Annotated in this window: 18 protein-coding genes; 11 read left to right on the forward strand and 7 right to left on the reverse strand. The window is 60.7% G+C overall.

All coding sequences use genetic code 11. The annotated features are described in order from the left end of the window. Positions 1 to 468 precede the first annotated feature (468 nt). Together AC1Q8Q_RS06690 and AC1Q8Q_RS06695 are read left to right on the forward strand one after the other, a co-directional pair. Positions 469 to 1044 carry a PadR family transcriptional regulator gene (locus AC1Q8Q_RS06690; protein WP_020797450.1) on the forward strand — a complete coding sequence of 192 codons (576 nt, stop codon included), beginning with the start codon at positions 469 to 471 and terminating at the stop codon, positions 1042 to 1044. Beyond that, a complete protein-coding gene (locus AC1Q8Q_RS06695; RefSeq protein WP_168758898.1) occupies positions 1041 to 1832 on the forward strand; it encodes a siderophore-interacting protein in 792 nt (263 codons plus the stop codon). Before AC1Q8Q_RS06690 ends, AC1Q8Q_RS06695 begins: the two co-directional genes overlap by 4 nt. Before the next feature lie 156 nt (positions 1833 to 1988). Here the strand turns inward: AC1Q8Q_RS06695 and AC1Q8Q_RS06700 are convergent, their stop codons facing one another. Together AC1Q8Q_RS06700 and AC1Q8Q_RS06705 are read right to left on the reverse strand one after the other, a co-directional pair. Continuing rightward, positions 1989 to 2624: a Pr6Pr family membrane protein gene (locus AC1Q8Q_RS06700; RefSeq protein WP_020797452.1), complete on the reverse strand. Its 636-nt coding sequence runs from the start codon at positions 2622 to 2624 to the stop codon at positions 1989 to 1991. A 1-nt stretch (position 2625) separates the two neighbouring features. Beyond that, positions 2626 to 2856, reverse strand: coding sequence for a VF530 family protein (locus tag AC1Q8Q_RS06705; protein ID WP_020797453.1), 231 nt, complete (start codon positions 2854 to 2856; stop codon positions 2626 to 2628). A gap of 260 nt (positions 2857 to 3116) precedes the next feature. Between AC1Q8Q_RS06705 and AC1Q8Q_RS06710 the strand changes: the two genes are divergently transcribed. The 9 genes from AC1Q8Q_RS06710 (at position 3117) to AC1Q8Q_RS06750 (ending at position 19225) form a co-directional block, all read left to right on the forward strand. Next, on the forward strand, positions 3117 to 4484 hold the full coding sequence (locus tag AC1Q8Q_RS06710; protein WP_492614912.1) for a carbohydrate porin: 1368 nt from the start codon (positions 3117 to 3119) through the stop codon (positions 4482 to 4484). Between the two features lie 213 nt (positions 4485 to 4697). Further along, positions 4698 to 7106, forward strand: coding sequence for a glucose/quinate/shikimate family membrane-bound PQQ-dependent dehydrogenase (locus tag AC1Q8Q_RS06715; protein WP_168758900.1), 2409 nt, complete (start codon positions 4698 to 4700; stop codon positions 7104 to 7106). 327 nt (positions 7107 to 7433) lie between these two features. After that, complete coding sequence (locus tag AC1Q8Q_RS06720; protein WP_020797458.1) at positions 7434 to 9485, forward strand: putative bifunctional diguanylate cyclase/phosphodiesterase; 2052 nt, start codon at positions 7434 to 7436, stop codon at positions 9483 to 9485. A gap of 156 nt (positions 9486 to 9641) precedes the next feature. After that, positions 9642 to 10997 (forward strand): imelysin family protein, encoded by a 1356-nt coding sequence (locus AC1Q8Q_RS06725; RefSeq protein WP_168758901.1) that lies wholly within the window; start codon positions 9642 to 9644, stop codon positions 10995 to 10997. A gap of 228 nt (positions 10998 to 11225) precedes the next feature. Continuing rightward, positions 11226 to 12653: a di-heme oxidoreductase family protein gene (locus AC1Q8Q_RS06730; RefSeq protein WP_492614913.1), complete on the forward strand. Its 1428-nt coding sequence runs from the start codon at positions 11226 to 11228 to the stop codon at positions 12651 to 12653. A 26-nt stretch (positions 12654 to 12679) separates the two neighbouring features. Continuing rightward, complete coding sequence (locus tag AC1Q8Q_RS06735) at positions 12680 to 13744, forward strand: imelysin family protein (RefSeq protein WP_168758903.1); 1065 nt, start codon at positions 12680 to 12682, stop codon at positions 13742 to 13744. Positions 13745 to 13758: 14 nt separating this feature from the next. Further along, positions 13759 to 14859 carry a DUF1513 domain-containing protein gene (locus tag AC1Q8Q_RS06740; protein ID WP_492614914.1) on the forward strand — a complete coding sequence of 367 codons (1101 nt, stop codon included), beginning with the start codon at positions 13759 to 13761 and terminating at the stop codon, positions 14857 to 14859. Positions 14860 to 15038: 179 nt separating this feature from the next. After that, on the forward strand, positions 15039 to 16187 hold the full coding sequence (locus AC1Q8Q_RS06745; RefSeq protein ID WP_168758904.1) for an efflux RND transporter periplasmic adaptor subunit: 1149 nt from the start codon (positions 15039 to 15041) through the stop codon (positions 16185 to 16187). Between the two features lie 14 nt (positions 16188 to 16201). Then, positions 16202 to 19225, forward strand: a complete 3024-nt coding sequence (locus AC1Q8Q_RS06750) for a multidrug efflux RND transporter permease subunit (RefSeq protein WP_168758905.1) — start codon at positions 16202 to 16204, stop codon at positions 19223 to 19225. Positions 19226 to 19399: 174 nt separating this feature from the next. On the opposite strand, the gene AC1Q8Q_RS06755 is transcribed toward AC1Q8Q_RS06750, so the two are convergent. From AC1Q8Q_RS06755 to colR, 5 genes are all read right to left on the reverse strand, one after another. Next, positions 19400 to 19627, reverse strand: coding sequence for a hypothetical protein (locus tag AC1Q8Q_RS06755; RefSeq protein WP_020799915.1), 228 nt, complete (start codon positions 19625 to 19627; stop codon positions 19400 to 19402). Between the two features lie 2 nt (positions 19628 to 19629). Next, entirely contained in the window at positions 19630 to 20343 is a 714-nt protein-coding gene (locus AC1Q8Q_RS06760) for a lipopolysaccharide kinase InaA family protein (RefSeq protein ID WP_042955730.1), read from the reverse strand. Between the two features lie 3 nt (positions 20344 to 20346). Continuing rightward, complete coding sequence (locus AC1Q8Q_RS06765; RefSeq protein WP_033044253.1) at positions 20347 to 21015, reverse strand: class I SAM-dependent methyltransferase; 669 nt, start codon at positions 21013 to 21015, stop codon at positions 20347 to 20349. A gap of 151 nt (positions 21016 to 21166) precedes the next feature. After that, positions 21167 to 22450 carry a sensor histidine kinase gene (locus AC1Q8Q_RS06770; RefSeq protein ID WP_020799912.1) on the reverse strand — a complete coding sequence of 428 codons (1284 nt, stop codon included), beginning with the start codon at positions 22448 to 22450 and terminating at the stop codon, positions 21167 to 21169. Further along, on the reverse strand, positions 22440 to 23123 hold the full coding sequence (colR, locus tag AC1Q8Q_RS06775; RefSeq protein ID WP_020799911.1) for a two-component system response regulator ColR: 684 nt from the start codon (positions 23121 to 23123) through the stop codon (positions 22440 to 22442). The genes AC1Q8Q_RS06770 and colR overlap by 11 nt, the downstream gene beginning before the upstream one ends. Between the last annotated feature and the right edge of the window lie 96 nt (positions 23124 to 23219).

Here is a 23219-nt window from a genome sequence, read left to right on the forward strand (position 1 = left end):
GTGGGGAGCTTTTGGCCCAGGAGCGGCGGCGCCGCTGGAGCCCAGAGCAGAAGCTGGCCATTGTTGAAACGGGTTTACCGGGTGATACGTGACAACAAACCTTTTGCTTGAACGTCGGATCAAACAACCCGGCGTGCCGCGTCGGCACGAAGGCCGTATTGCTATGCGGCAGCATCAATGTAACGGGGAGTTGGTGTCCGGTTTGGTAGGGGCAGTCCAGTTTTCGCAATAAAAACACACAGAAAAGAACTAAAACAACTTCTGTAAGAAGTGTACTACTTATTCATTAACTCATTACCAACAACAGTTGGAACCTGATAATTATTTTAGTCACTCTAAAATTACCAACACTCCCTTCTCCCGCCAGACCGGCGGAGCTTCTGGTCTCCCGACCGTCGGTCAATAAAGCTTGCGCACTGCATAAGATATATCTTACGTTGTATCTAGAAATCACAGGAGAAGGAAAAAATGAGAGACCATCATTCCCCGCACCGCGAACACGGCGACGGCCGTGACGGCTTCGAAAAACGTCCCGGGCGCGAACGCGGCGGCCGCGGCCCCCGGGTGTTCGCCCCCGGCGACTTGAAATTGCTGCTGCTGGCGCTGATTGCCGAGCAGCCTTGCCACGGATATGACTTGATCCGCCAGATCGAAGGCATGTTCGACGGCGCCTATAGCCCCAGCCCAGGGGTGATCTACCCGACCCTGACCTTTCTGGAAGAGAGCGAAATGATTCAGGGCGATGCCGAGGGTGGCAAAAAACGCTACAGCGTGACCGACGCCGGACGTCTGTCTTTAACCGAACAAGCGATTGCCCTGGACGGCGTGCGCACACGCATCGATGTGAGCAAGCGCTCGTTGCGCGGCCACGATCGCCCGCCGCAGATCCACGAGGCGGTGCATAACCTGCGTCATGCCTTGCAACTGCACCATGGACGCTGGAGTGCCGAAGAGATCCAGCGTGTCGCCAACCTGCTCAACAACACCGCCAAAGCCATTGTCGACGGCCCCGCCGTTCAATTTGCCCAGGAGCCAGCCGAATGACCGACGTTATCGTGCCTTCCCAAACCATTCACCGCGTGATGCATGAAATAAAACGACGGCGCCTGGAGGTGCTGCGCGTCGTCGACCTGACGCCACGCATGCGCCGCATTACCCTCGGTGGGCCTGAGCTGGCCGGCTTCGTAAGCCTCGGCACCGACGACCACGTCAAGCTGCTGTTCCCGCAGAACGCGGAGCAACAGGCGGCGTTGGAAACCCTGGTACTCGGCGCCGGCAAAGACAACGGCCCGATGCCTGCCATGCGCGACTACACCCCGCGGCGCTACGACCTGGACACCCTGGAGCTGGATATTGATTTCGTGCTGCACGGCGACGGCCCTGCGTCGACCTGGGCCGAACAGGCCCAACCCGGGCAGTTCCTGCACATCGGCGGGCCCCGGGGCTCGATGATCGTGCCGGATATCTTCGACAGCTACCTGCTGATCGGCGACGAGACCGCCCTGCCCGCCATCGCCCGACGCCTTGAAGGCCTGGCGGCCAATCGCAAGGCGCTGGTGGTGATCGAAGTGGAAAATGGCAAGGAACAGCAAGTGCTGCAAAGCGCTGCCGAGGTCAATGTGATCTGGGTGCTGCGCGAAGGGGGCAAAGACCATTTGTTGAGCACCGTGCGCCAGATCCAGGTGCCAGCCGGCAGCCTGTACGCGTGGGTGGCAACCGAGAGCAAGGTGTCGCGGCAGATACGTCGGGTGTTGCTCGACAAGCACGGTTTGAACGAACAGTTCGTAAAGGCCGTCGGCTACTGGCGGCTGGACGACAGCGACGAGGAGTAATGAGGTTTGAACTGTAGGAGCGAGCATGCTCCGGGCGGCGTTCCGACGATGGTCGTCAACGATGACGCTGGGTACCAGACACCCCAGGGTGCTCTCAGGTTCATCGCGAGCAAGCTCGCTCCCACAGTAGATCGGGTACATCTGAGAGCCCAGTGGTCACCGCCACCGACGATCCAGCGCCATCAACAACAAAGCAATCACCACAAACCCCATCAGTAATCCGCCGGCATTCAAAAACACCTGTGGATAACCCAACTTGTCCACATCAATGAACGGATAGGGATAAGCCGCCAACACGTGCCCGCGAAGCAGTGTGTATGCGAAGTACAGCAACGGGTAAATCAGCCACAGCGCAATGTGCCGCAGACGCAAGGTGCCTTTCGGCACACAGAACCACCAATACAGAAGAAACAGCAGCGGCATCACGTCGTGCAACAGCTCATCGGCCAGCCATTGCCAGCCTTGCGGATGCCACAAATGCCGCAACAGCAGGTTGTAGGCCAGGCTAACCACCACGATGCTCACGGCAACACCGCTACTGACCCCCGGCTGCAGAAACCAGCGACGCGCCGCCGACTCGCGGGACGTGGCTGCACAGGTCAGCACGGTCGCCACCAGGGTGTTGCTCAGCACGGTGAAAAAACTGAAAAAACTCATCAGCCCGCCCAGCAGGCTGGCGCCGATGCTCCAGCGCGCAAAAAAAATCAGGTACAGCTGAATACTCAGCCCGGCCCAGCCCAGCACGGCCGCCAACGTCATCAAGCGTCGCTGCACGCCTTCCTTGGGTGGCATGTCAAACCGGGCGCTTGGTGCGCATCAGCTTCACGTATAAGCGCTCCACTTTCTCCCGTGCCCACGGGGTCTTGCGCAGGAACGTCAGGCTCGACTTGATGCTCGGATCGCTCTTGAAGCAACGTATATCGATGCGCTCGGCCAATCCCGACCACTCGTAATGGGTCACCAGCGCATTGAGGATCTGTTCCAGGGTGACGCCGTGCAGCGGATCGGGGTTGTGTTCGTTCATGCCAAGCCTTCGAGCAGGAGTGGGAATTGGAAGCCGCGCACCTTACGTTAAATGTAGGTGAAACCCAAAAGATCGCATCCTGCCCCAGCGCCTACAAGGACTGTTACCGAATCCGAAAGGATGCATGTCAGGAAAAGACCTTTCTCTATTTGTAACAGAACATTATCCTTACGCCCGCTTTAGCTGAAACGTTTCCTCCTCTGCTTTGCGTCTGCCGTTTTACGTTCATTCCCCAGAAAAAGATCAAGAATTTCTTCTCTATGCCTGATTTACGACTCCCCAAAGACAGCGCTGTCTTCAAGACTACTGTTTGCCTGCTCACAGGCCTAGGCGCTTTCAGCCTCGTTACGTGCACCCAGGCGGCGCCCGCCTTCGACAGCGACTCCCCGTGGATGCTTGGCGACTGGAACGGCACCCGCAGTGATCTTTCGGCGAAGGGCTACGATTTCAAGATCGACTACACCGGCGAAATGGGCAGCAATCTGCAGGGCGGCTACGACCAGGATCACACCGCTCACTACAGCGATCAGTTTGGTTTCGGCACTCACCTGGACCTGCAGAAAATCCTTGGCTGGGATGACGCAGAGTTCCAGCTGACCATCACCAAGCGCAGCGGCAACAACATCAGTAACGACCGGATCAATGACCCGCGAGTGGGCGGATTCACTTCGGCACAGGAAGTCTGGGGCCGTGGCCAGACCACGCGCCTGACGCAGATGTGGTACCAGCAGAAGTTCCTCGACCAGACGCTCGACATCAAGGTCGGCCGTTTCGGCGAAGGCGAAGACTTCAACAGTTTTCCCTGCGACTTCCAGAACCTGGCGTTCTGCGGCTCCCAGGTCGGCAACTGGGTGGGCGACATCTGGTACAACTGGCCCGTCAGCCAGTGGGCGATGCGGGTCAAGTATCACCTGACGCCCGAACTGTACGCACAGGTTGGCGCCTATGAGCAAAACCCGTCGAACCTCGATCGCGACAACGGCTTCAAGCTCAGCGGCAGCGGCACCCAAGGGGCCATCCTGCCGGTGGAGCTGGTGTGGACACCAAAGTTCAACGGCCTGCCGGGTGAATACCGTGCCGGCTACTACTACAGCAACGCCGACGCCACCGATGTCTACAAAGACAGCAACGGCCAGCCCGCCGCGCTGAGTGGCGAGGCTTATCGCAGCGCCTCAAGCAAGCACGGTGTTTGGCTCGGCCTGCAGCAGCAAGTCACCAGCATTGCCAGCGACCATTCCCGAGGCCTGAGCCTGTTCGCCAATGGCACGATGCACGACAAGAAGACCAACGCCATCGACAACTATGTCCAGGCCGGCCTCGTCTACAAAGGCCTGTTCGATGCCCGCGCCAGGGATGACATCGGTTTCGCCATGGCCCGCGTGCACGTCAACCCGGCGTACCGCAAGAATGCCGAGGCGCGTAATCAGGCCAATGCTGTCTTTGACTACGACAACCCGGCCTACCTGCCGCCCCAAGACACCGAATACAGCGCCGAACTCTACTACGGCGTGCACGTCACGAACTGGCTGACGGTGCGCCCGAACCTGCAATACATCCGCCACCCCGGTGGCGTGAACGAGGTCGATGACGCGCTGATTGGCGGGATCAAGATCCAGTCGTCCTTCTAACCAACACCACAACCCCTGTGGGAGCGAGCCTGCTCGCGAAGAGGCCATCACATCCAACATTAGCGTCGGATGACACAGTGCTTTCGCGAGCAGGCTCGCTCCCACAAGGGATTACATCGACTGAACACCTGTTATATGAACCACGCCCCCGCGGGATCGTCATCTACAGTGAACCTGCGCGGGACCACTTGAAACGTAACGGAGAACCACACTATGAGCACTGAGGGTGCTTTGAGTCGAAGCCGTCTGTTGCCGACCCTGCTCGGCATACTGCTTCTGCTAATGGGCCTGGCCATGCTGGCCGGCGGGATCAAGCTGAGCATGCTCGGCGGCTCGCTCTACTACCTGCTGGCCGGTATCGGTCTTGCGCTGACCGGCATCCTGCTGATCGCCGCGCGCCGTGCCGCGCTGGGCCTGTACGCGCTGGTACTGTTCGCCAGCACCGTTTGGGCACTGTGGGAAGTCGGCCTCGACTGGTGGCAGCTGGTGCCGCGCCTGGCAATGCTGTTCGCGCTGGGCCTGGTCATGTTGCTGCCGTGGTTTCGTCGTCCGCTGCTGCGTGATGGCGCCGCCCCCTTGGGCACCGGCGCACTGAGCGTGGCTGTGGTGATCGCAGGCGCGACCGCTTTGGCCAGCCAGTTCACCAACCCGGGCGAAATCAAGGGCCAACTGGACCGCGACAGCGTGCCGGGCATGACCAACACCGCGCCGGCCATGCCCGACGGTGACTGGAACTCCTACGGCCGCAGCGCCCATGGCGACCGTTACTCGCCGCTGGCGCAGATCACCCCGCAGAACGTCAACAAACTGGTACCGGCCTGGACCTACCGCACCGGTGACCTGCCAGGGCCGAACGACCCGGGCGAAACCACCGCCGAAAACACCCCGCTGAAAGTCAACGGCATGCTCTACGTGTGCACGCCGCACAGCCAGGTGATCGCCCTGGACCCGGACACCGGCAAGGAAATCTGGCGTTTCGATCCGAAGCTGTCGACGCAGAATGCGGCGAACTTCAAGGGTTGGGCGCACATGACCTGCCGTGGCGTGACCTATCACGATGACGCGGTGTATGCCTCCGAACAGAGCCCGACCGGTTCCGCCAGTCCGGCCCCGGCCAGCGCTTGCCCGCGCAAGATCTTCCTGCCGACCGCCGACACCCGCCTGATCGCGCTGAACGCCGACACCGGCAAAATGTGCGAGGACTTCGGCGACAAGGGCCAGGTCGATCTGCGCGCCAACATCGGCGGTTTCACGGCCGGCGGTTACTACTCCACCTCGCCACCCGCGGTCACCAAGGACCTGGTGGTGATTGGCGGCCACGTCACCGACAACGTTTCCATCGACGAGCCAAGCGGCGTGATCCGCGCGTTCGACGTGCACACCGGCAAACTGGTGTGGAACTGGGACAGCGGCAACCCCGACGACACGACGCCGATTGCCGAGGGCAAGACCTACACCCGCAACTCGCCAAACATGTGGTCCGTATTCGCGGTCGATGAAAAACTCGGCATGCTGTACCTGCCGATGGGCAACCAGACCCCGGACCAGTTCGGCGGCGCTCGTACCCCTGAATCGGAACTGCACGCGGCCGGCCTGACCGCCCTGGACATCGCCACCGGCAAAGTGCGCTGGCACTTCCAGTTCACTCACCATGACCTGTGGGACATGGACGTCGGCGGCCAGCCGACCCTGATGGACCTCAAGACCGCCGACGGCGTGAAGCAGGCCGTCCTGGCGTCGACCAAGCAAGGCAGCATCTATGTGCTGGATCGCAGCACCGGCCAGGCCATCGTGCCGATCAACGAAGTGCCGGTACCGCAAGGCGCGGTGGAAGGCGACCACACTTCGCCGACGCAACCCAAATCCGACCTGAACCTGATGCCACCGCCGCTGCAAGAGCGCGACATGTGGGGCGTCACGCCGTTCGACCAACTGATCTGCCGGATCGACTTCAAATCCTTGCGCTACGACGGCCCGTTCACCCCGCCATCGCTGCAGGGTTCGATCGTCTATCCGGGCAATTTCGGTGTGTTCGACTGGGGCGGCATCTCGGTTGACCCGGTGCGTCAGATCGCGTTCGTGAACCCGAGCTACATGGCGTTCAAGTCGAAAATGATCCCGGCCGCCGAAATCGCCGCCCAAGGCCCGCGCAAAAGCGAAACCGAAGGCGTGCAACCCAACAAGGGCGCGCCGTACGGCGTGGTGCTCGAAGCCTTGCTGTCGCCAATGGGCCTGCCGTGCCAGGCGCCAGCGTGGGGCTACGTGGCCGCGATCGACCTGACCACCCATGAAAAAATCTGGATGCACAAGAACGGCACCGTGCGCGACAGCTCGCCGGTTCCGATCCCGCTGAGCATGGGCGTACCAAGCCTGGGCGGCACCTTCATCACCGCCGGTGGCGTCGGTTTCCTCAGCGGCACCCTGGACCAGTACCTGCGGGCCTACGACGTGAAAAACGGCAAGCAACTGTGGGAAGGTCGCCTGCCCGCAGGCGCGCAAACCACGCCGATGACCTACACCGGCAAGGACGGCAAGCAATACGTGCTGGTCGTGGCTGGCGGCCACGGTTCACTGGGCACCAAACAGGGCGACTATGTGATTGCCTACAAGCTGTCGGAATAAGTAACAACCGTAGCTAGTGCCAAGGCGACCCTCGCAAGGGGGTCGCCTTTTTTGTGGGCGAGCTACCAGTCCAAAAGCAGCACCCGGGGCCTTGCCTCAACGCCACAGCGGTCTAACATCAAACGAAAGGAAATTTTGTCCCAATCCCCTCAAGTTGAAGGACTCGACTACCGACACAGTACTGATCGGGCAATTGCCCCAGACACAGCAAATCGGCCAAGCTGCTGGCATTATCCCGCAGGATGGATTGTCCCTTTGACTGCCACCACGGGATTGCCAATACTCATGGCAACTTGATGCTACCCGCACGGAACAAGGAATTACCCTTTGAAGCTGGAACTCAAGAACAGCTTGTCGGTGAAGTTGCTCCGGGTCGTGCTCCTGTCGGCATTGATCGTCGGCGTGGTCTTGAGCTGCGCGCAGATTGTTTTCGATGCCTATAAAACACGCCAGGCCGTCGCCAGCGATGCCGAACGCATTCTCGACATGTTCCGCGACCCTTCGACCCAGGCCGTCTACAGCCTGGATCGGGAAATGGGTATGCAGGTAATCGAAGGCCTGTTCCAGGATGATGCGGTGCGTCAGGCCTCCATAGGCCATCCCAACGAAGCCATGCTGGCGCAAAAATCCCGTGAGTTGCAGCAGTCCAGCAGTCGCTGGCTGACCGACCTGATCCTCGGCAAGGAACGCACCTTCACCACCCAGTTGGTGGGACGCGGCCCTTACAGCGAGTATTACGGCGACCTGAGCATTACCCTCGACACCGCCACCTACGGCAAGGGTTTTATCGTCAGTTCGGTAATCATCTTCATTTCCGGGGTATTGCGTGCCCTGGCGATGGGCCTGGTGCTGTACCTGGTCTATCACTGGCTGTTGACCAAACCCCTGTCGCGAATCATCGAGCACCTGACCGAAATCAATCCCGACCGCCCCAGCGAGCACAAGATTCCATTGCTCAAGGGGCACGAGAAGAACGAACTGGGGCTGTGGATCAACACCGCCAACCAGTTGCTCGAATCCATCGAGCGCAACACGCACCTGCGCCACGAAGCGGAAAACAGCCTGTTGCGCATGGCCCAGTACGATTTCCTTACCGGCCTGCCGAACCGCCAGCAATTGCAAACGCAGCTGGACAAGATCCTCGTCGATGCCGGCAAGTTGCAGCGCCGGGTTGCGGTGCTGTGCGTCGGGCTCGATGACTTCAAGGGCATCAACGAACAGTTCAGCTACCAGACCGGTGACCAGCTGCTACTGGCCCTGGCCGATCGCCTGCGCGCGCACAGTGGACGCCTGGGCGCCCTCGCCCGCCTGGGTGGCGACCAGTTCGCCCTGGTGCAGGCCGATATCGAACAACCCTACGAAGCCGCCGAACTGGCCCAAAGCATCCTCGATGACCTGGAAGCGGCGTTTGCCCTCGATCATCAGCAGATCCGCCTGCGCGCCACCATTGGCATCACCCTGTTCCCCGAAGATGGCAACAGTACCGAGAAGCTGCTGCAAAAAGCCGAACAGACGATGACCCTGGCCAAGACGCGCTCGCGCAACCGCTATCAGTTCTACATCGCCAGCGTCGACACCGAGATGCGCCGCCGTCGCGAGCTGGAAAAAGACCTGCGCGACGCACTGGTCCGCGACCAGTTCTACCTGGTCTACCAACCGCAGATCAGCTACCGCGATCACCGGGTCGTTGGCGTCGAAGCGTTGATTCGCTGGCAGCATCCCGAGCACGGGCTGGTACCACCGGACCTGTTCATTCCGCTGGCCGAGCAGAACGGCACCATCATCGCCATTGGTGAATGGGTGCTGGACCAGGCCTGCAAGCAATTGCGCGACTGGCACGACCAGGGCTTCAGCGACATGCGCATGGCCGTGAACCTTTCCACCGTGCAATTGCACCACGCCGAGTTGCCACGGGTGATCAACAACCTGATGCAGATGTATCGCCTGCCGCCACGCAGCCTGGAGTTGGAGGTCACCGAAACCGGCCTGATGGAAGACATCAGCACCGCCGCCCAGCATCTGCTCAGCCTGCGCCGCTCCGGTGCGCTGATCGCGATCGACGATTTCGGCACCGGTTATTCGTCACTGAGTTATCTGAAAAGCCTGCCGCTGGACAAGATCAAGATCGACAAGAGTTTCGTCCAGGACCTGCTCGATGACGATGACGACGCAACCATCGTTCGCGCCATCATTCAGTTGGGCAAGAGCCTGGGCATGCAGGTGATCGCCGAAGGCGTGGAAACCCTGGAGCAGGAGGCCTACATCATCTCCGAAGGCTGCCACGAGGGTCAGGGCTACTTCTACAGCAAGCCCCTGCCGGCCCGCGAGCTGGTGGCTTATCTGAAGCAAGCCCAGCGCAGTAACGCGGCAATCTTGTAACCCCCCCTGTAGGAGCGAGCATGCTCGCTCCTACAGAGTGAATAAGAAATATTTCCAACCGCAACCCTTTACACATAATGCGAAAGATTTGCATTATGTGTCACTTTTGCGCGCCGGACGCGTTATTCCACCCCCTCTCGAAGCAGGATGTTCGCCATGATTCGTATGCCTCTGGCTACCGCCAGTCTGTTGGCCATCGCAATTTCCCTCGCCGGTTGCGGTGAAGGCAAAGACAAAGAACAAGCGGCCGCTCCTGCGCCAGCGGCCAGCACTTCTGCGGCCCAAGTCGCACCAGCTGCTGCGCCTGCCGCTGCCAGCAAAGTCGACGAAGCGGCCGCCAAAGCCGTTGTCGCGCACTATGCCGACATGGTTTTCGCCGTTTACAGCGATGCCGAATCTACTGCGAAAACCCTGCAAAGCGCCGTCGACGCCTTCCTCGCGAAGCCGAACGCCGACACCTTGAAAGCCGCCAAGGCCGCCTGGATCGCTGCTCGCGTTCCTTACCTGCAGAGCGAAGTGTTCCGCTTTGGCAACACCATCATCGACGACTGGGAAGGCCAAGTGAACGCCTGGCCACTGGACGAAGGCCTGATCGACTACGTCGACAAATCCTACGAGCACGCACTGGGTAACCCCGGCGCCACGGCCAACATCATCGCCAATACTGAAATCCAGGTCGGCGAAGACAAGGTCGACGTGAAGGACATCACCCCGGAAAAACTCGCCAGCCTGAACGAGCTGGGCGGTTCCGAGGCCAACGTCGCCACCGGCTACCACGCCATCGAATTCCTGCTCTGGGGCCAGGACCTGAACGGCACCGGCCCTGGCGCCGGCAACCGTCCAGCTTCCGACTACCTGGAAGGCAAAGGCGCCACTGGCGGCCACAACGATCGTCGCCGCGCCTACCTGAAATCCGTGACTCAATTGCTGGTCAGCGACTTGGAAGAAATGGTCGGTAACTGGAAGCCGAACGTGGCCGACAACTACCGCGCCACCCTGGAAGCGGAACCGGCTGAAAGCGGCCTGCGCAAAATGCTGTTCGGGATGGGCAGCCTGTCCCTGGGCGAACTGGCGGGCGAGCGCATGAAGGTTTCCCTGGAAGCCAACTCCCCGGAAGACGAACACGACTGCTTCAGCGACAACACCCACAACTCGCAGTTCTACGATGCCAAAGGCATTCGTAACGTGTACCTGGGCGAATACACCCGTGTCGACGGCAGCAAGATGACCGGCGCCAGCCTGTCGTCCCTGGTGGCCAAGGTCGATCCAGCGGCAGACACCGCATTGAAAGCCGACCTGGCTGCCACCGAAGCCAAGATGCAGGTCATCGTCGACCACGCCAACAAGGGTGAGCACTACGACCAGTTGATCGCTGCCGGCAACACCGCCGGCAACCAGATCGTCCGTGACGCCATCGCCTCCCTGGTCAAGCAGACCGGTTCGATCGAAGCCGCCGCTGGCAAACTGGGCATCAGCGACCTGAACCCGGACAACGCTGATCACGAGTTCTGATCACCGCAGGCTCTTCGGTTGCCGATCGTTCCCACGCTCTGCGTGGGAATGCAGCCCGGGACGCTCCGCGTCCCAAATCAAAAGCCGAACGCGGAGCGTCCGTTGAGGCATTCCCACGCGGAGCGTGGGAACGATCATCTGCCTAAGCGAACGATAATTCCTCTTATTCAAATTCCCATCCCCTGTTAGACTTTGCGCCCTTGTTTTGCTCGTCTTGCAGGATGTCTGATGCCCTCGCTGCCTCTTCGCTTGTCCGCACTGTTGTTGGCCCTGGGCCTGAGTGCCTGCGATGACGCCCCGAAATTCACCCAGGCTGAACCCGGTGAAGCCCGCTCCGGCGGCGGTACGACCGTGCGCAAGACCGATCAGAACGCCTTTTCGCTGCCCTCCGCTAACCTGCCGCCATCGCGGCGTGTGGACTTCAGTGTCGGCAATAGCTTTTTTCGTAATCCCTGGGTGATCGCTCCGTCGACCACCACCGCTCGCGACGGCCTCGGTCCGCTGTTCAACACCAATGCCTGCCAGGGCTGCCATATCAAGGACGGCCGCGGTCACCCGCCTGCGCCAGATGCGCGCAATGCCGTGTCGATGCTGATACGCCTGTCGATTCCCGACACCCCAGCCTACGCCAAAGTCATCGAGCAACAGGGTGTCGTACCGGAGCCCGTGTATGGCGGGCAGTTCCAGGACATGGCCGTGCCCGGCGTGACGCCGGAAGGCAAGGTGCGGGTCGACTACTCGCCGGTGATGGTTCGCTTCAAGGACGGCACCGAAGTGGAACTGCGCAAGCCGAGCCTGAACATCACCCAGCTGAACTACGGCCCGATGCACCCCGACACGCGCTTCTCGGCCCGTGTCGCACCTCCGATGATCGGCCTGGGCTTGCTGGAAGCCATTCCTGAAGAGGCCATCCTGGCGAATGCGGACGCGCAGGCCAAAGCGAAAAACGGCATCGCCGGGCGCCCGAACCGGGTCTGGGATGATATGCAGCAGAAAACCGTGCTCGGGCGATTTGGCTGGAAAGCCGGGCAGCCGAACCTCAATCAACAAAATGTCCATGCGTTTTCCGGTGACATGGGCCTCACGACCCACCTGAGGCCCTTTGACGACTGCACCGACGCGCAAACGGCCTGTAAGCAGGCACCCAGTGGCAACGGCCCCGATGGCGAGCCGGAAGTCAGCGACAACATCCTGCGCCTGGTGCTGTTCTACACCCGTAACCTCGCCGTACCGGCGCGCCGCGATGTCGGCACGCCGCAAGTGCTGGCCGGCAAGACCCTGTTCTACCAGGCCGGTTGCCAGTCCTGTCACACACCCAAGTACACCACCGCCGCCGACGCCGCCGAAGCTGAATTGGCCAATCAAGTGATTCGCCCCTACAGCGATCTGCTGCTGCATGACATGGGCGATGGCCTGGCCGACAACCGCACCGAATTCCAGGCCGGAGGGCGCGACTGGCGTACCCCGCCGTTGTGGGGCATTGGTTTGACTCAAGCCGTCAGTGGCCACACCCAGTTCCTGCACGACGGCCGCGCCCGCAACCTGCTCGAAGCTGTGCTCTGGCATGGCGGCGAGGCAAAAGCGGCGCAACAACAGGTTTTGTCTTTCAATGCCGAGCAGCGCGCTGCGTTGTTGGCGTTCTTGAATTCCCTTTAATACCCATCTTCCCGCGGGAGCCCGACATGTTCCGTCCCAAATTGTTGTTCACCAGCCTTGCCGCGCTAGCCTTGGGCGCCTGCTCGCCACAGGACCCGCAGGCCGTCACTTCGGCTGCGATCGCCAAGTCGGTGATTCTGCCGACCTATACCCGCTGGGTTGAAGCCGACCGCCAGCTGGCCGTCAGCGCCCTCGCCTACTGCGAAGGCAAGGCAAATCTCGAAACCGCCCGCGCCGACTTCCTGCACGCGCAAAAAGCCTGGGCCGAACTGCAACCGCTGCTGATTGGTCCGCTGGCCGAGGGCAACCGTGCCTGGCAGGTGCAGTTCTGGCCCGACAAGAAGAACCTGGTCGGCCGCCAGGTCGAGCAACTGGTCACTGCACAACCGCAGATCGATGCTGCTGCACTGGCCAAATCCAGCGTGGTGGTCCAAGGCCTGTCGGCCTACGAATACATCCTGTTCGACAGCAAGCCTGATGTGGCCAACGCCGAGCAGAAGGCCAAGTACTGCCCGCTGCTGATCGCCATTGGCGAGCGTCAGAAACAGCTGGCCGAAGAAATCCTCAAAAGCTGGAACAACACCGACGGCATGCTCGCGCAGATGAGCAAGTTCCCGAACCAGCGCTACGCCGACTCCCACGAAGCAATCGCCGATCTGTTGCGCGTGCAGGTGACCGCCCTCGATACCTTGAAGAAGAAGCTCGGCACACCGATGGGCCGCCAGAGCAAAGGCGTGCCGCAGCCGTTCCAGGCCGATGCCTGGCGCAGCCAGTCGTCCCTGACCGCCCTGGAGGCCAGCCTCGCTGCGGCCAGAACGGTATGGGAAGGTGTCGACAACAAAGGCCTGCGCGGCCTGTTGCCAAGCGACCAGAAGCCATTGGCCGACAAGATCGACGCGGCCTACGCCGCTTCGTTGAAACTGTTCGCCAGCAGCCAGCGCTCGTTGACCGAAATGCTCAACGACGACGCCGGTCGCCAGCAACTCAATGATCTCTACGACAGCATCAACGTGGTCCACCGCCTGCACGAAGGCGAGCTGGCGAAGGCGTTGGGCATCCAACTGGGCTTCAACGCCAACGACGGTGACTGATGAGGGCGAGTTCCATGCTGCGACGCCAGGCTCTGAAATTAGGGAGTTTGCTGCTGGGTGCGGTGTCACTGGGCGGCTGGACGCTGTTCAGGCACAAGGATAAAAGCCCACTGCTGCTCTCGGCGCGGGACGATACCGACGGCAAGCACTACGCCGTCGGTTACCGGCTGGACGGCACCCGGGTGTTTGCCACCCAGGTCGGCCAGCGCTGCCATGACATCATCAATCACCCGACGCTGCCGATCGCGCTGTTCGTTGCCCGGCGTCCGGGCACCGAGAGCTACCTGATCGACCTGCGTGACGGCACGCTCCTGCAAACCGTGACGTCTCAGCCGAACCGGCACTTCTACGGTCATGCGGTGATTCACCACAGCGGTGACTGGTTGTACGCCACCGAAAACGACACCACCGATCCGGGTCGCGGCCTGCTCGGCGTGTACACGTTCGAAGGCGAACGCCTGGTGCACAGCGGTGAGATTTCCACCCACGGCATCGGCCCGCATCAAGTGTCGTGGATGCCCGATGGCGAGACCCTGGTGGTGGCCAACGGCGGCATCCGCACCGAAGCCGAAAGCCGGGTCGAGATGAACCTCAATGCCATGGAGCCGAGCCTGGTCCTGATGCAACGCGACGGCACCCTGCTGAGCAAGGAAACCCTCGGCCAGCAGATGAACAGCGTGCGTCACCTGGGCATTGCCAGCGATGGCACCATCGTCGCCGGCCAGCAATTCATGGGGGCAGCCCACGAGCATTCGGAGCTGCTGGCGATCAAGCGTCCGGGCCAGCCGTTCGTGGCGTTCCCGGTGCCGGAGCATCAGTTGCAAGCCATGGGGCACTACACCGCCAGCGTTGCGGTGCACAGCGACTTGCGCCTGGTCGCGCTGACCGCGCCTCGGGGCAACCGCTTTTTCATCTGGGACCTGGACAGCGGCGAAGTGCGCCTGGACGCGCCACTGCCCGATTGCGCCGGAGTGGGCGCGGTGGCCGACGGATTCGTCGTGACCTCGGGCCAGGGACGCTGCCGGTACTACGATTGCCGCCAGGCAAATCTGCTCGCCAAACCGCTGGATCTGCCGGCGGGGCTCTGGGACAACCATCTGCATCTGATGGCTTGAGTCAGGCCCAAAAAGATCGCAGCCTGCGGCAGCTCCTACAGGGTCATGTGTACACCTGTAGGAGCTGCCGCAGGCTGCGATCTTTTCCGGAACCGACAAAAATCAGCCATTGGATTCCCCTTCCCACTCGCGGTAATGTGCCCCACTGTCTCACCTGATTTCTCCAAGGAACTGGAAATATGCTGCGTCGCCGCATGCTGATCATGTTGGGTGTTGTACTGTTGATCGTGCTGGTCCTGGCCGGTTACAAAGCCTTCTCCATCTATACGATGATTCAGGGCTTCTCCGCGCCAAAACCGCCGATCAGCGTCGCCGTGGCCACGGCCATCGAACGGCCCTGGCAAGCCAGGCTGCCTACCGTAGGCACCCTCAAGGCGCTGCAAGGCGTAGACCTGAGCCTGGAGACCGATGGTACGGTCGTTGACCTGCAGTTCGAGTCCGGGCAGAAAGTCAAAGCCGGTCAACCCCTCCTGCGCCTGGACAGCGCCGTGGAAAGCGCGTTCCTCGAAACCGCCCTGGCCGACCTCGGCCTGGCCCAACTCGATTACGGTCGCGGAAGCCAGCTGGTGGGCAGCCAGGCCATTTCCAAAGGCGAGTTCGATCGACTGTCGGCGGTACTGAAAAAGAGCAAGGCCACGGTCAACCAACTCAAGGCCGCGCTGGGCAAAAAAAGCATCGTTGCCCCCTTCAACGGGACCATCGGCATTCGTCAGGTGGACGTTGGCGACTACCTGGCCAGTGGCACCATGATTGCCACCCTGCAAGACCTCAGCAGCCTCTACGTCGACTTTTTCGTGCCAGAGCAGTCGGTGCCAAAGATCGCCATTGGCCAGCCGGTTGAAATCATCGTCGCGGCGTATCCGTCCCAGACCTTCCCCGGCACCATCAGTGCGATCAACCCGAAACTGGAAAACAGCACGCGCAACATGCAGGTCCGCGCGACCCTGGCCAACCCCGATGGCAAGCTGCTGCCAGGCATGTTCGCCAACCTGCAGGTGATGTTGCCCAACCCGCGGCCGAGCATCGTCGTGCCGGAAAGCGCGATCACCTACACGCTCTACGGCAACTCCCTGTATGTCGTTGCAGAGAAGAAGGCTGAAGACGGCAGCCTCGAAAAAGACGACAAGGGCCAGCCGATCCTGATCGCTGAACGGCGGTTCATTGAAACCGGTGAACGCCGCGACGGGCAGGTGGTGATTACCAAAGGTCTGCAGAACGGCGAAAAGGTGGTCACGGCCGGCCAGATCAAACTGGACAACGGTGCGCACATCGCCATCAGCGACGACAAGACCCTGGCCGAAAAGAACAGTCAGCCACGCGCTGACTGATCAAGGAACCCCCAATGGCTTTTACCGACCCATTCATCCGTCGCCCGGTGCTCGCCACCGTAGTCAGCCTGTTGATTGTGCTGCTGGGCTTCCAGGCCTGGAGCACGCTGCCGCTGCGCCAGTACCCACAAATGGAAAACGCCCTGATCACGGTCACCACCGCGTACCCCGGGGCCAACGCCGAAACCATCCAGGGCTACATCACGCAACCGTTGCAACAGAGCCTGGCCAGTGCCGAAGGTATCGACTACATGACTTCGGTCAGTCGGCAGAATTTCTCGGTGATCTCGATCTACGCACGCATCGGCTCCAACAGCGACCGCTTGTTCACCGAACTGCTGGCCAAGGCCAACGAGGTCAAGAACCGCCTGCCCCAGGATGCCGAGGACCCGGTGCTGAGCAAGGAAGCTGCCGACGCCTCGGCGCTGATGTACATCAGCTTCTCCAGCAAGGAGCTGAGCAACCCGCAGATTACCGATTACCTGTCGCGCGTCATCCAGCCGAAGCTGGCAACCTTGCCGGGCATGGCCGAAGCCGAGATTCTCGGCAACCAGGTCTTCGCCATGCGCCTGTGGCTGGACCCGGTGAAGCTGGCCGGTTTCGGCCTCAGCGCCAGCGACGTGACCAACGCGGTGCGCCAGTACAACTTCCTTTCCGCCGCGGGCGAAGTGAAAGGTGAGTACGTGGTCACCAGCATTAGCGCCAATACCGAGCTCAAATCAGCCGAAGCCTTCGCCGCGATCCCGCTCAAGGTCGAAGGTGACAGTCGCGTGCTGCTGCGCGATGTCGCGCGGGTCGAGATGGGAGCGGAAAACTACGACACCATCAGCTCGTTCGGCGGTACGCCCTCGGTGTACATCGGCATCAAGGCCACGCCTGCGGCCAACCCCCTCGACGTGATCAAGGAAGTGCGCAAGATCATGCCGGAGCTTACGGCCCAACTGCCACCGAACCTGAAGGCGGAAATCGCCTACGACGCGACGCTGTTCATCCAGGCCTCGATCAACGAAGTGATCAAGACCCTGTTTGAAGCGGTGCTGATCGTGATCGTGGTGGTGTTCCTGTTCCTCGGTGCGTTGCGCTCGGTGGTGATCCCGGTGGTCACCATTCCGTTGTCCATGATCGGCGTGATGTTCTTCATGCAGATGATGGGTTACTCGCTGAACCTGCTGACCCTGCTGGCGATGGTGTTGGCCATCGGCCTGGTGGTGGACGATGCCATCGTGGTGGTGGAAAACATCCACCGCCACATCGAGGAAGGCAAGACGCCGCTGGATGCCGCCATCGAGGGCGCCCGGGAGATCGCCATGCCGGTGGTCTCGATGACTATCACCCTGGCGGCGGTGTATGCGCCGATCGGCTTCCTCACGGGCCTTACCGGGGCGCTGTTCAAGGAGTTCGCCCTTACCCTGGCCGGTGCGGTGGTGATTTCCGGCATCGTCGCCCTGACCCTGTCGCCGATGATGTGCGCCCTGCTGCTGCGTCACGACGAAAACCCCACGGGCCTGGCCCATCGCCTGGACCTGATTTTCGAAAGCCTCAAGCGCCGATACCAGACAATGCTCCACGGCACCCTCAACACCCGGCCGGTGGTGCTGGTGTTCGCGGTGATCGTGCTGTGCCTGATTCCCGTGCTGCTCAAGTTCACCAAGTCGGAACTGGCGCCGGATGAGGACCAGGGCATCATTTTCATGCTGGCCAGTGCACCGCAACCGACCAACCTCGACTATTTGAACACCTACACCGACGAGTTCATCACGATCTTCAAGGCGTTTCCCGAGTACTACTCGTCGTTCCAGATCAACGGCTTCAACGGTGTGCAATCGGGTATTGGCGGTTTCCTTCTCAAGCCCTGGAACGAGCGCAGTCGCACGCAAATGGAGATCCTGCCCGAGGTTCAGGCCAAGCTGGAGAGCATTTCAGGCTTGCAGGTATTCGGCTTCAACCTGCCTTCCCTGCCGGGTACCGGCGAGGGTCTGCCGTTCCAGTTCGTCGTCAACACGGCCAACGATTACGAGTTACTGCTGCAAGTGGTCGACCGGGTGAAAAAACGCGCGATGGAGTCCGGTAAATTCGCCTTCGTCGACGTCGACCTGGCCTTTGACAAACCTGAAGTGGTGGTGGATATCGACCGTGCCAAGGCGGCCCAGATGGGCGTGTCGATGCAGGATTTGGGCGGGACACTGGCGACGTTGCTGGGTGAGGCGGAAATCAACCGTTTCACCGTGGATGGCCGCAGTTACAAAGTCATTGCCCAGGTCGAACGCCCCTTCCGGGATAACCCTGACTGGCTGAACAACTACTACGTCAAGAACACCCAGGGCGAACTGCTCGCCCTCTCGACCCTGATCACCGTGACCGACCGGGCGCGCCCTCGGCAACTGAACCAGTTCCAGCAACTCAACTCGGCGATTCTTTCCGGGGTGCCGCTGGTCAGCATGGGCGAGGCCATCGACGCCGTGCGTCAGATCGCCCGGGAAGAAGCGCCGGCGGGCTTTGCCTTCGACTATGCCGGTGCATCGCGGCAATACGTCCAGGAAGGCAGTGCACTATGGGTGACCTTTGGCCTGGCACTGGCGATCATCTTCCTGGTACTGGCGGCCCAGTTCGAAAGCTTTCGCGATCCGCTGGTGATCCTGGTGACCGTCCCGCTGTCGATCTGCGGCGCCTTGCTGCCGCTGTTCCTCGGCTGGTCGAGCATGAACATCTATACCCAGGTCGGGTTGGTTACATTGATCGGCCTGATCAGCAAGCACGGCATCCTGATCGTCGAATTCGCCAACCAGCTGCGCAAGGACAGGGGCCTGACGCCCCGCGAAGCGGTGGAGGAAGCCGCGGCCATTCGCCTGCGCCCGGTATTGATGACCACGGCGGCAATGGTATTCGGCATGGTGCCGTTGATCATCGCCACGGGGGCCGGCGCGGTGAGCCGGTTCGATATCGGTACAGTCATTGCCACCGGGATGTCGATTGGGACGCTGTTTACGCTGTTTGTGTTGCCGTGCGTGTATACGCTGCTGGCCAAATCCTCTCGCTAAGATCGTTCCCACGCTCTGCGTGGGAATGCCTCTACGGACGCTCCGCGTTCGGCTCTTGATTTGGGACGCGGAGCGTCCCGGGCTGCATTCCCACGCAGAGCGTGGGAACGATCTGCACTGCGCAACAAAAAAGGCCTCGCATCAGCGAGGCCTTTTATTTGGGCTTCATTGTGTTCAACTTTGCGGCCTCAATCCTTGAGAGAGTCCGAACATGAACAGCAACAAATCATGATCGGGTTGAGTGGCCACGGATGCCTTGGCAACCCGTGGCAACGGACAGTGCTCGCCACTGTGTACTGAACTTAAGACTTGCGTGCGGGGCTGCTCCCATGCCGCCACCGCGAGTGAAGCAACTGCCAAGGCTCCTACCAGAAACAAACCTCGCGCAACTTCAAGTTTCATTGCTATAAACCTTTGATAGCGCTGCCAAACGCCGTCTCATAAAAATAGACGAGTTTCTTCCAGTCCGTCGGGCTGAATGACGAGTGGCGGCGCAGCTGCTTCATGTCATGGGCCGCCGCCTGGCGAGCGGTCAAGCGCTGCCGGCACTTCTCCAGATCGATCAAGGCAACTTCGACTTTGGCTGCCTCACCCTCACCGGTGACGCGAACAAATACGTGCTTGATATAGATGCAGCTGTGTTGCCAACGCCCCTTGTGCATCCGCGCCAGGTTCTCGGCCAGGTCCTTGAGCACGCGATCGTGCACAGCCTCACCATGACGCTCGCGTCCGCCGCTTTCGTACCAACGTTCGATTTCCTCGAAGCCGTCCAAAGACTTGGTCACCAACAAGGCGCGCCACTTGTGCACGGGATCGCGTTGCGCTTCGCAGAACACGATTTCCGGGACGCGCACATCGAGCAGGCGCAAGCCGGTGAGTGCATCACGCTCGCGCAGCACCGTCGGCCGTCCGAAAGGGTGCAAAAGACCCCGATGGATATGGCCGGTCTGGCGTTTTACGTAGAGCAGTTGTCCATCACTGTCCATGAGACGCTGCACGCCACTCTCGCCACCGCGCCGGACGTTGGGCTCTTCCACCCATTCTCCGCGCTGATTCCAGAAGTAATCGAATCGGTCCTGGGAGGCGACGCCTGTTCCTGCTGCACACTGCTCTACCATCTGTTACCTCTTGCGTAATACATAAACTCGCCACATGGCATAGAGCGGCAAAAAGTCGATACGTTCCTGAATACGGAAACCAGCCTGCTCAAACTCCTTTTCTACGGTAGCCGCCGGTAACACAAATCTATTTTGGTAACCTTCCTGCCCACGGGTTCTCTCCGCGCGCTTGCGTTTCCAGGCTTTGAAGTTACCGTCGACCCACAGTGAAAGGATGACGCTGTCTCGGCTGACGCGCTCGAATTCGCGCAAGATCGCCAGTCGATGCTGGGCTTCACCGATGTGGTGGAGCAAACGCATGCAGAAAATGCTGTCGACAGCGTTATCCGGCAACGCAATGTCGAACGCGGACGTCTGCAAGGGTTGTACCCGTTTCACCACTTCAGCCGGTTGCGACTGTGTAGCGATCTTGATCATGGACTCGGAGTTGTCGGCACCGATGATCACGCGGTTGGGTTTCTCCGCCAGCATTGGCCAGAAACGCCCCGCACCGCAGGGCAGATCGAGAACCAGGCCCGGCTCGCCGACCAACGCCAGCGCCTTGCGCGCCATTTGTACGTCACGCCAGTGGGACAGGCGGCGGCCGACGCCATCCTTGTGTTTTTGCAGGTAACGTTTGGCGTGTTGATCGTCGTACTTGTTGGAAAAATCCAGTTTGATCGGGCCATCCACCATCATCAATCTCCTGAGCTTCTGATTCCAACCACCTTAGGCAGTGATGTGTGAGGGTCAGGTCATGCGATTGTGAAAATTTCGTGATGAAAACCTCGAAACGTTTCGAGGTATTACAAGGCGGCAATCTCAACCAACCGTCCAGCGACCATCAACTCACAGTCGACGCATTGAACTGGACCTGAAAACGACAGCCATTGGGTTCCATGGTCGTCAGGCTGACGCTCCAGCCCTGGTTTTCACAGATCCGTTGTACTAACGATAGTCCAAGCCCGAGGCCCTCTCCGCGTTTCTCGTTGCCTCGCACAAAAGGTTCGAACATCGCTTCGCGTTTTTCCTCGGGAATACCCACGCCACTGTCCTCGACCGTGAACCCGGTGGGCATCAGGCTCAGCCGGATAAATCCACGGTCGGTGTAATGCAATGCGTTACGCAGCAGGTTGCCCATGACCGCGTGCAATAGCGTTGCGTTATACCGAGTAGTGTGGGGACCACCCCAGTCGACAATCAGCTTGAGCCCCTTGGCCTCGATCGGCTCGCGCCACAGGTTGATCAAGCCGTCGGCCACTTCATCCAGCGTTTGCTGCGCAGACATGCCGGCGTCTTCGCGCTGAGCGCGGGCCAACATCAGGAAAGTTTGTACCAACTCGCGCATTTCTTCACTGGCGCGGGCAATTCGCTCGACCTGGGCAAGGCCGCGCTGGTCGATCCCGGGGTTTTCCAACAGCAACTCGCAGGAACTGGCCAACACCATCAAGGGCGTGCGCAGTTCATGGCTGACGTCACTGGTGAACATGCGCTCACGGGTCAGCGCCTGGCGCAACCGGCCGAGGGTAGCGTCGAAGGCCACGGCCAGCTCACCCACTTCATCGGCCGCATAATCCGGCGCCAGTGGCGGTGCCAGACCCAGTAGCTGATCGCGATGACGTACCTGACGCGCCAGCCTTACTACCGGTGCCATTACCTTGCGCGCCAGCACCCAGCCGAGAAACACCGCCAGCGCCAGGCTCAGCACGAAGCCCACCAGCACCACGGCAAACAGCACTCGCTCGCGCTCTTCGAAGTCACTCTGGTCCTGCAACAGCACATAGCGCCGACCATCGACCACCTCGACCATCGCGTGGTACGACAGCTGCTCGCGAAAAACCTCGTGAAACCCTGGATCCAGGTGCCGCAAATCCTTGGGCAACTCGAAATCGCCCCGCCCGCCGCTGAAATAAAACAACTGGTCCGGTTCCGGGCGATGGCTCCAGTCCGAAACGCTGTCCATCAGCAACAGGCGCTGCAAATCGCCACCCAGGCCCGCCGAGATCAATTTTTCTTCCACCAGGTGCACGGTGGCAACGATGCCCATGGCAAAGGCGCCCGCCACCAGTGCGCTCATCAGCGCAAAGGCAATGATGATCCGTTGAGCGAGGCTCTGTTTAAACTCCATCACGCCCCTCGGCCAGGCGGTAACCCACACCGTGCACGGTTTGCAGCAGCGGTTTGGCGAACGGCTTGTCGATCACCTGGCGCAATTGATGGACATGGCTGCGCAGGCTGTCGCTGTCTGGGCAGTCATCGCCCCACAGGGCCTCTTCGAGAATTTCGCGGCGCAGTACATGCGGGCTTTTCTGCATCAGGACCGCCAGCAACTTCAGGCCCACCGGGTTGAGCTTGAGCAATCGGCCTTCGCGGGTGACCTCCAGCGTATCGAGGTCATAGCTCAGGTCACCCACCTGCAAGGTCCGGCGACCTCCACCTTGGGTGCGACGCATCACTGCTTCGATCCGCGCCGCCAGTTCAGACAAGGCGAAGGGTTTGATCAGGTAGTCATCGGCACCGGACTTGAAGCCTTGCAGCCGGTCGTCCAGTTGATCACGGGCAGTGAGCATGATCACCGGCGTGTCGCGCCGGGCATCTTCGCGCAGGCGTTTGCACAGCGTGTAGCCGTCGATGCCAGGCAACATGATATCGAGTACGATCAAGTCGTAATGCTCCGTAGCTGCCAGATGCAGGCCCGACAAACCGTCCTGTGCGCAATCCACGGTATAGCCCTTGAGTCCCAGGTAATCGGCCAGATTAGCCAGGATATCGCGGTTGTCTTCAACCAATAAAATTCGCATGGGCATCTTCTCCGTACACAATAACGGCCGTCTCGGCCCGCGCAGCTTAAGGCCAAGCGTGATTCAGGGCCAGGGTTGCGTGCAGTCGTCGGTTGG

Source organism: Pseudomonas sp. GW823-FHT06B06, assembly GCF_058795195.1.

Bases quoted from the DNA above. Each gene is read 5' to 3' on its own strand.
- AC1Q8Q_RS06715 (WP_168758900.1), top strand. From the start codon at position 4,698: ATGAGCACTGAGGGTGCTTTGAGTCGAAGCCGTCTGTTGCCGACCCTG.
- AC1Q8Q_RS06710 (WP_492614912.1), top strand. From the start codon at position 3,117: ATGCCTGATTTACGACTCCCCAAAGACAGCGCTGTCTTCAAGACTACT.
- AC1Q8Q_RS06695 (WP_168758898.1), top strand. From the start codon at position 1,041: ATGACCGACGTTATCGTGCCTTCCCAAACCATTCACCGCGTGATGCAT.
- AC1Q8Q_RS06745 (WP_168758904.1), top strand. From the start codon at position 15,039: ATGCTGCGTCGCCGCATGCTGATCATGTTGGGTGTTGTACTGTTGATC.
- AC1Q8Q_RS06730 (WP_492614913.1), top strand. From the start codon at position 11,226: ATGCCCTCGCTGCCTCTTCGCTTGTCCGCACTGTTGTTGGCCCTGGGC.
- AC1Q8Q_RS06770 (WP_020799912.1), bottom strand. From the start codon at position 22,450: ATGGAGTTTAAACAGAGCCTCGCTCAACGGATCATCATTGCCTTTGCG.
- AC1Q8Q_RS06760 (WP_042955730.1), bottom strand. From the start codon at position 20,343: ATGGTAGAGCAGTGTGCAGCAGGAACAGGCGTCGCCTCCCAGGACCGA.
- AC1Q8Q_RS06725 (WP_168758901.1), top strand. From the start codon at position 9,642: ATGATTCGTATGCCTCTGGCTACCGCCAGTCTGTTGGCCATCGCAATT.
- AC1Q8Q_RS06735 (WP_168758903.1), top strand. From the start codon at position 12,680: ATGTTCCGTCCCAAATTGTTGTTCACCAGCCTTGCCGCGCTAGCCTTG.
- AC1Q8Q_RS06700 (WP_020797452.1), bottom strand. From the start codon at position 2,624: ATGCCACCCAAGGAAGGCGTGCAGCGACGCTTGATGACGTTGGCGGCC.
- AC1Q8Q_RS06755 (WP_020799915.1), bottom strand. From the start codon at position 19,627: ATGAAACTTGAAGTTGCGCGAGGTTTGTTTCTGGTAGGAGCCTTGGCA.
- AC1Q8Q_RS06740 (WP_492614914.1), top strand. From the start codon at position 13,759: ATGCTGCGACGCCAGGCTCTGAAATTAGGGAGTTTGCTGCTGGGTGCG.
- colR (WP_020799911.1), bottom strand. From the start codon at position 23,123: ATGCGAATTTTATTGGTTGAAGACAACCGCGATATCCTGGCTAATCTG.
- AC1Q8Q_RS06690 (WP_020797450.1), top strand. From the start codon at position 469: ATGAGAGACCATCATTCCCCGCACCGCGAACACGGCGACGGCCGTGAC.
- AC1Q8Q_RS06750 (WP_168758905.1), top strand. From the start codon at position 16,202: ATGGCTTTTACCGACCCATTCATCCGTCGCCCGGTGCTCGCCACCGTA.
- AC1Q8Q_RS06705 (WP_020797453.1), bottom strand. From the start codon at position 2,856: ATGAACGAACACAACCCCGATCCGCTGCACGGCGTCACCCTGGAACAG.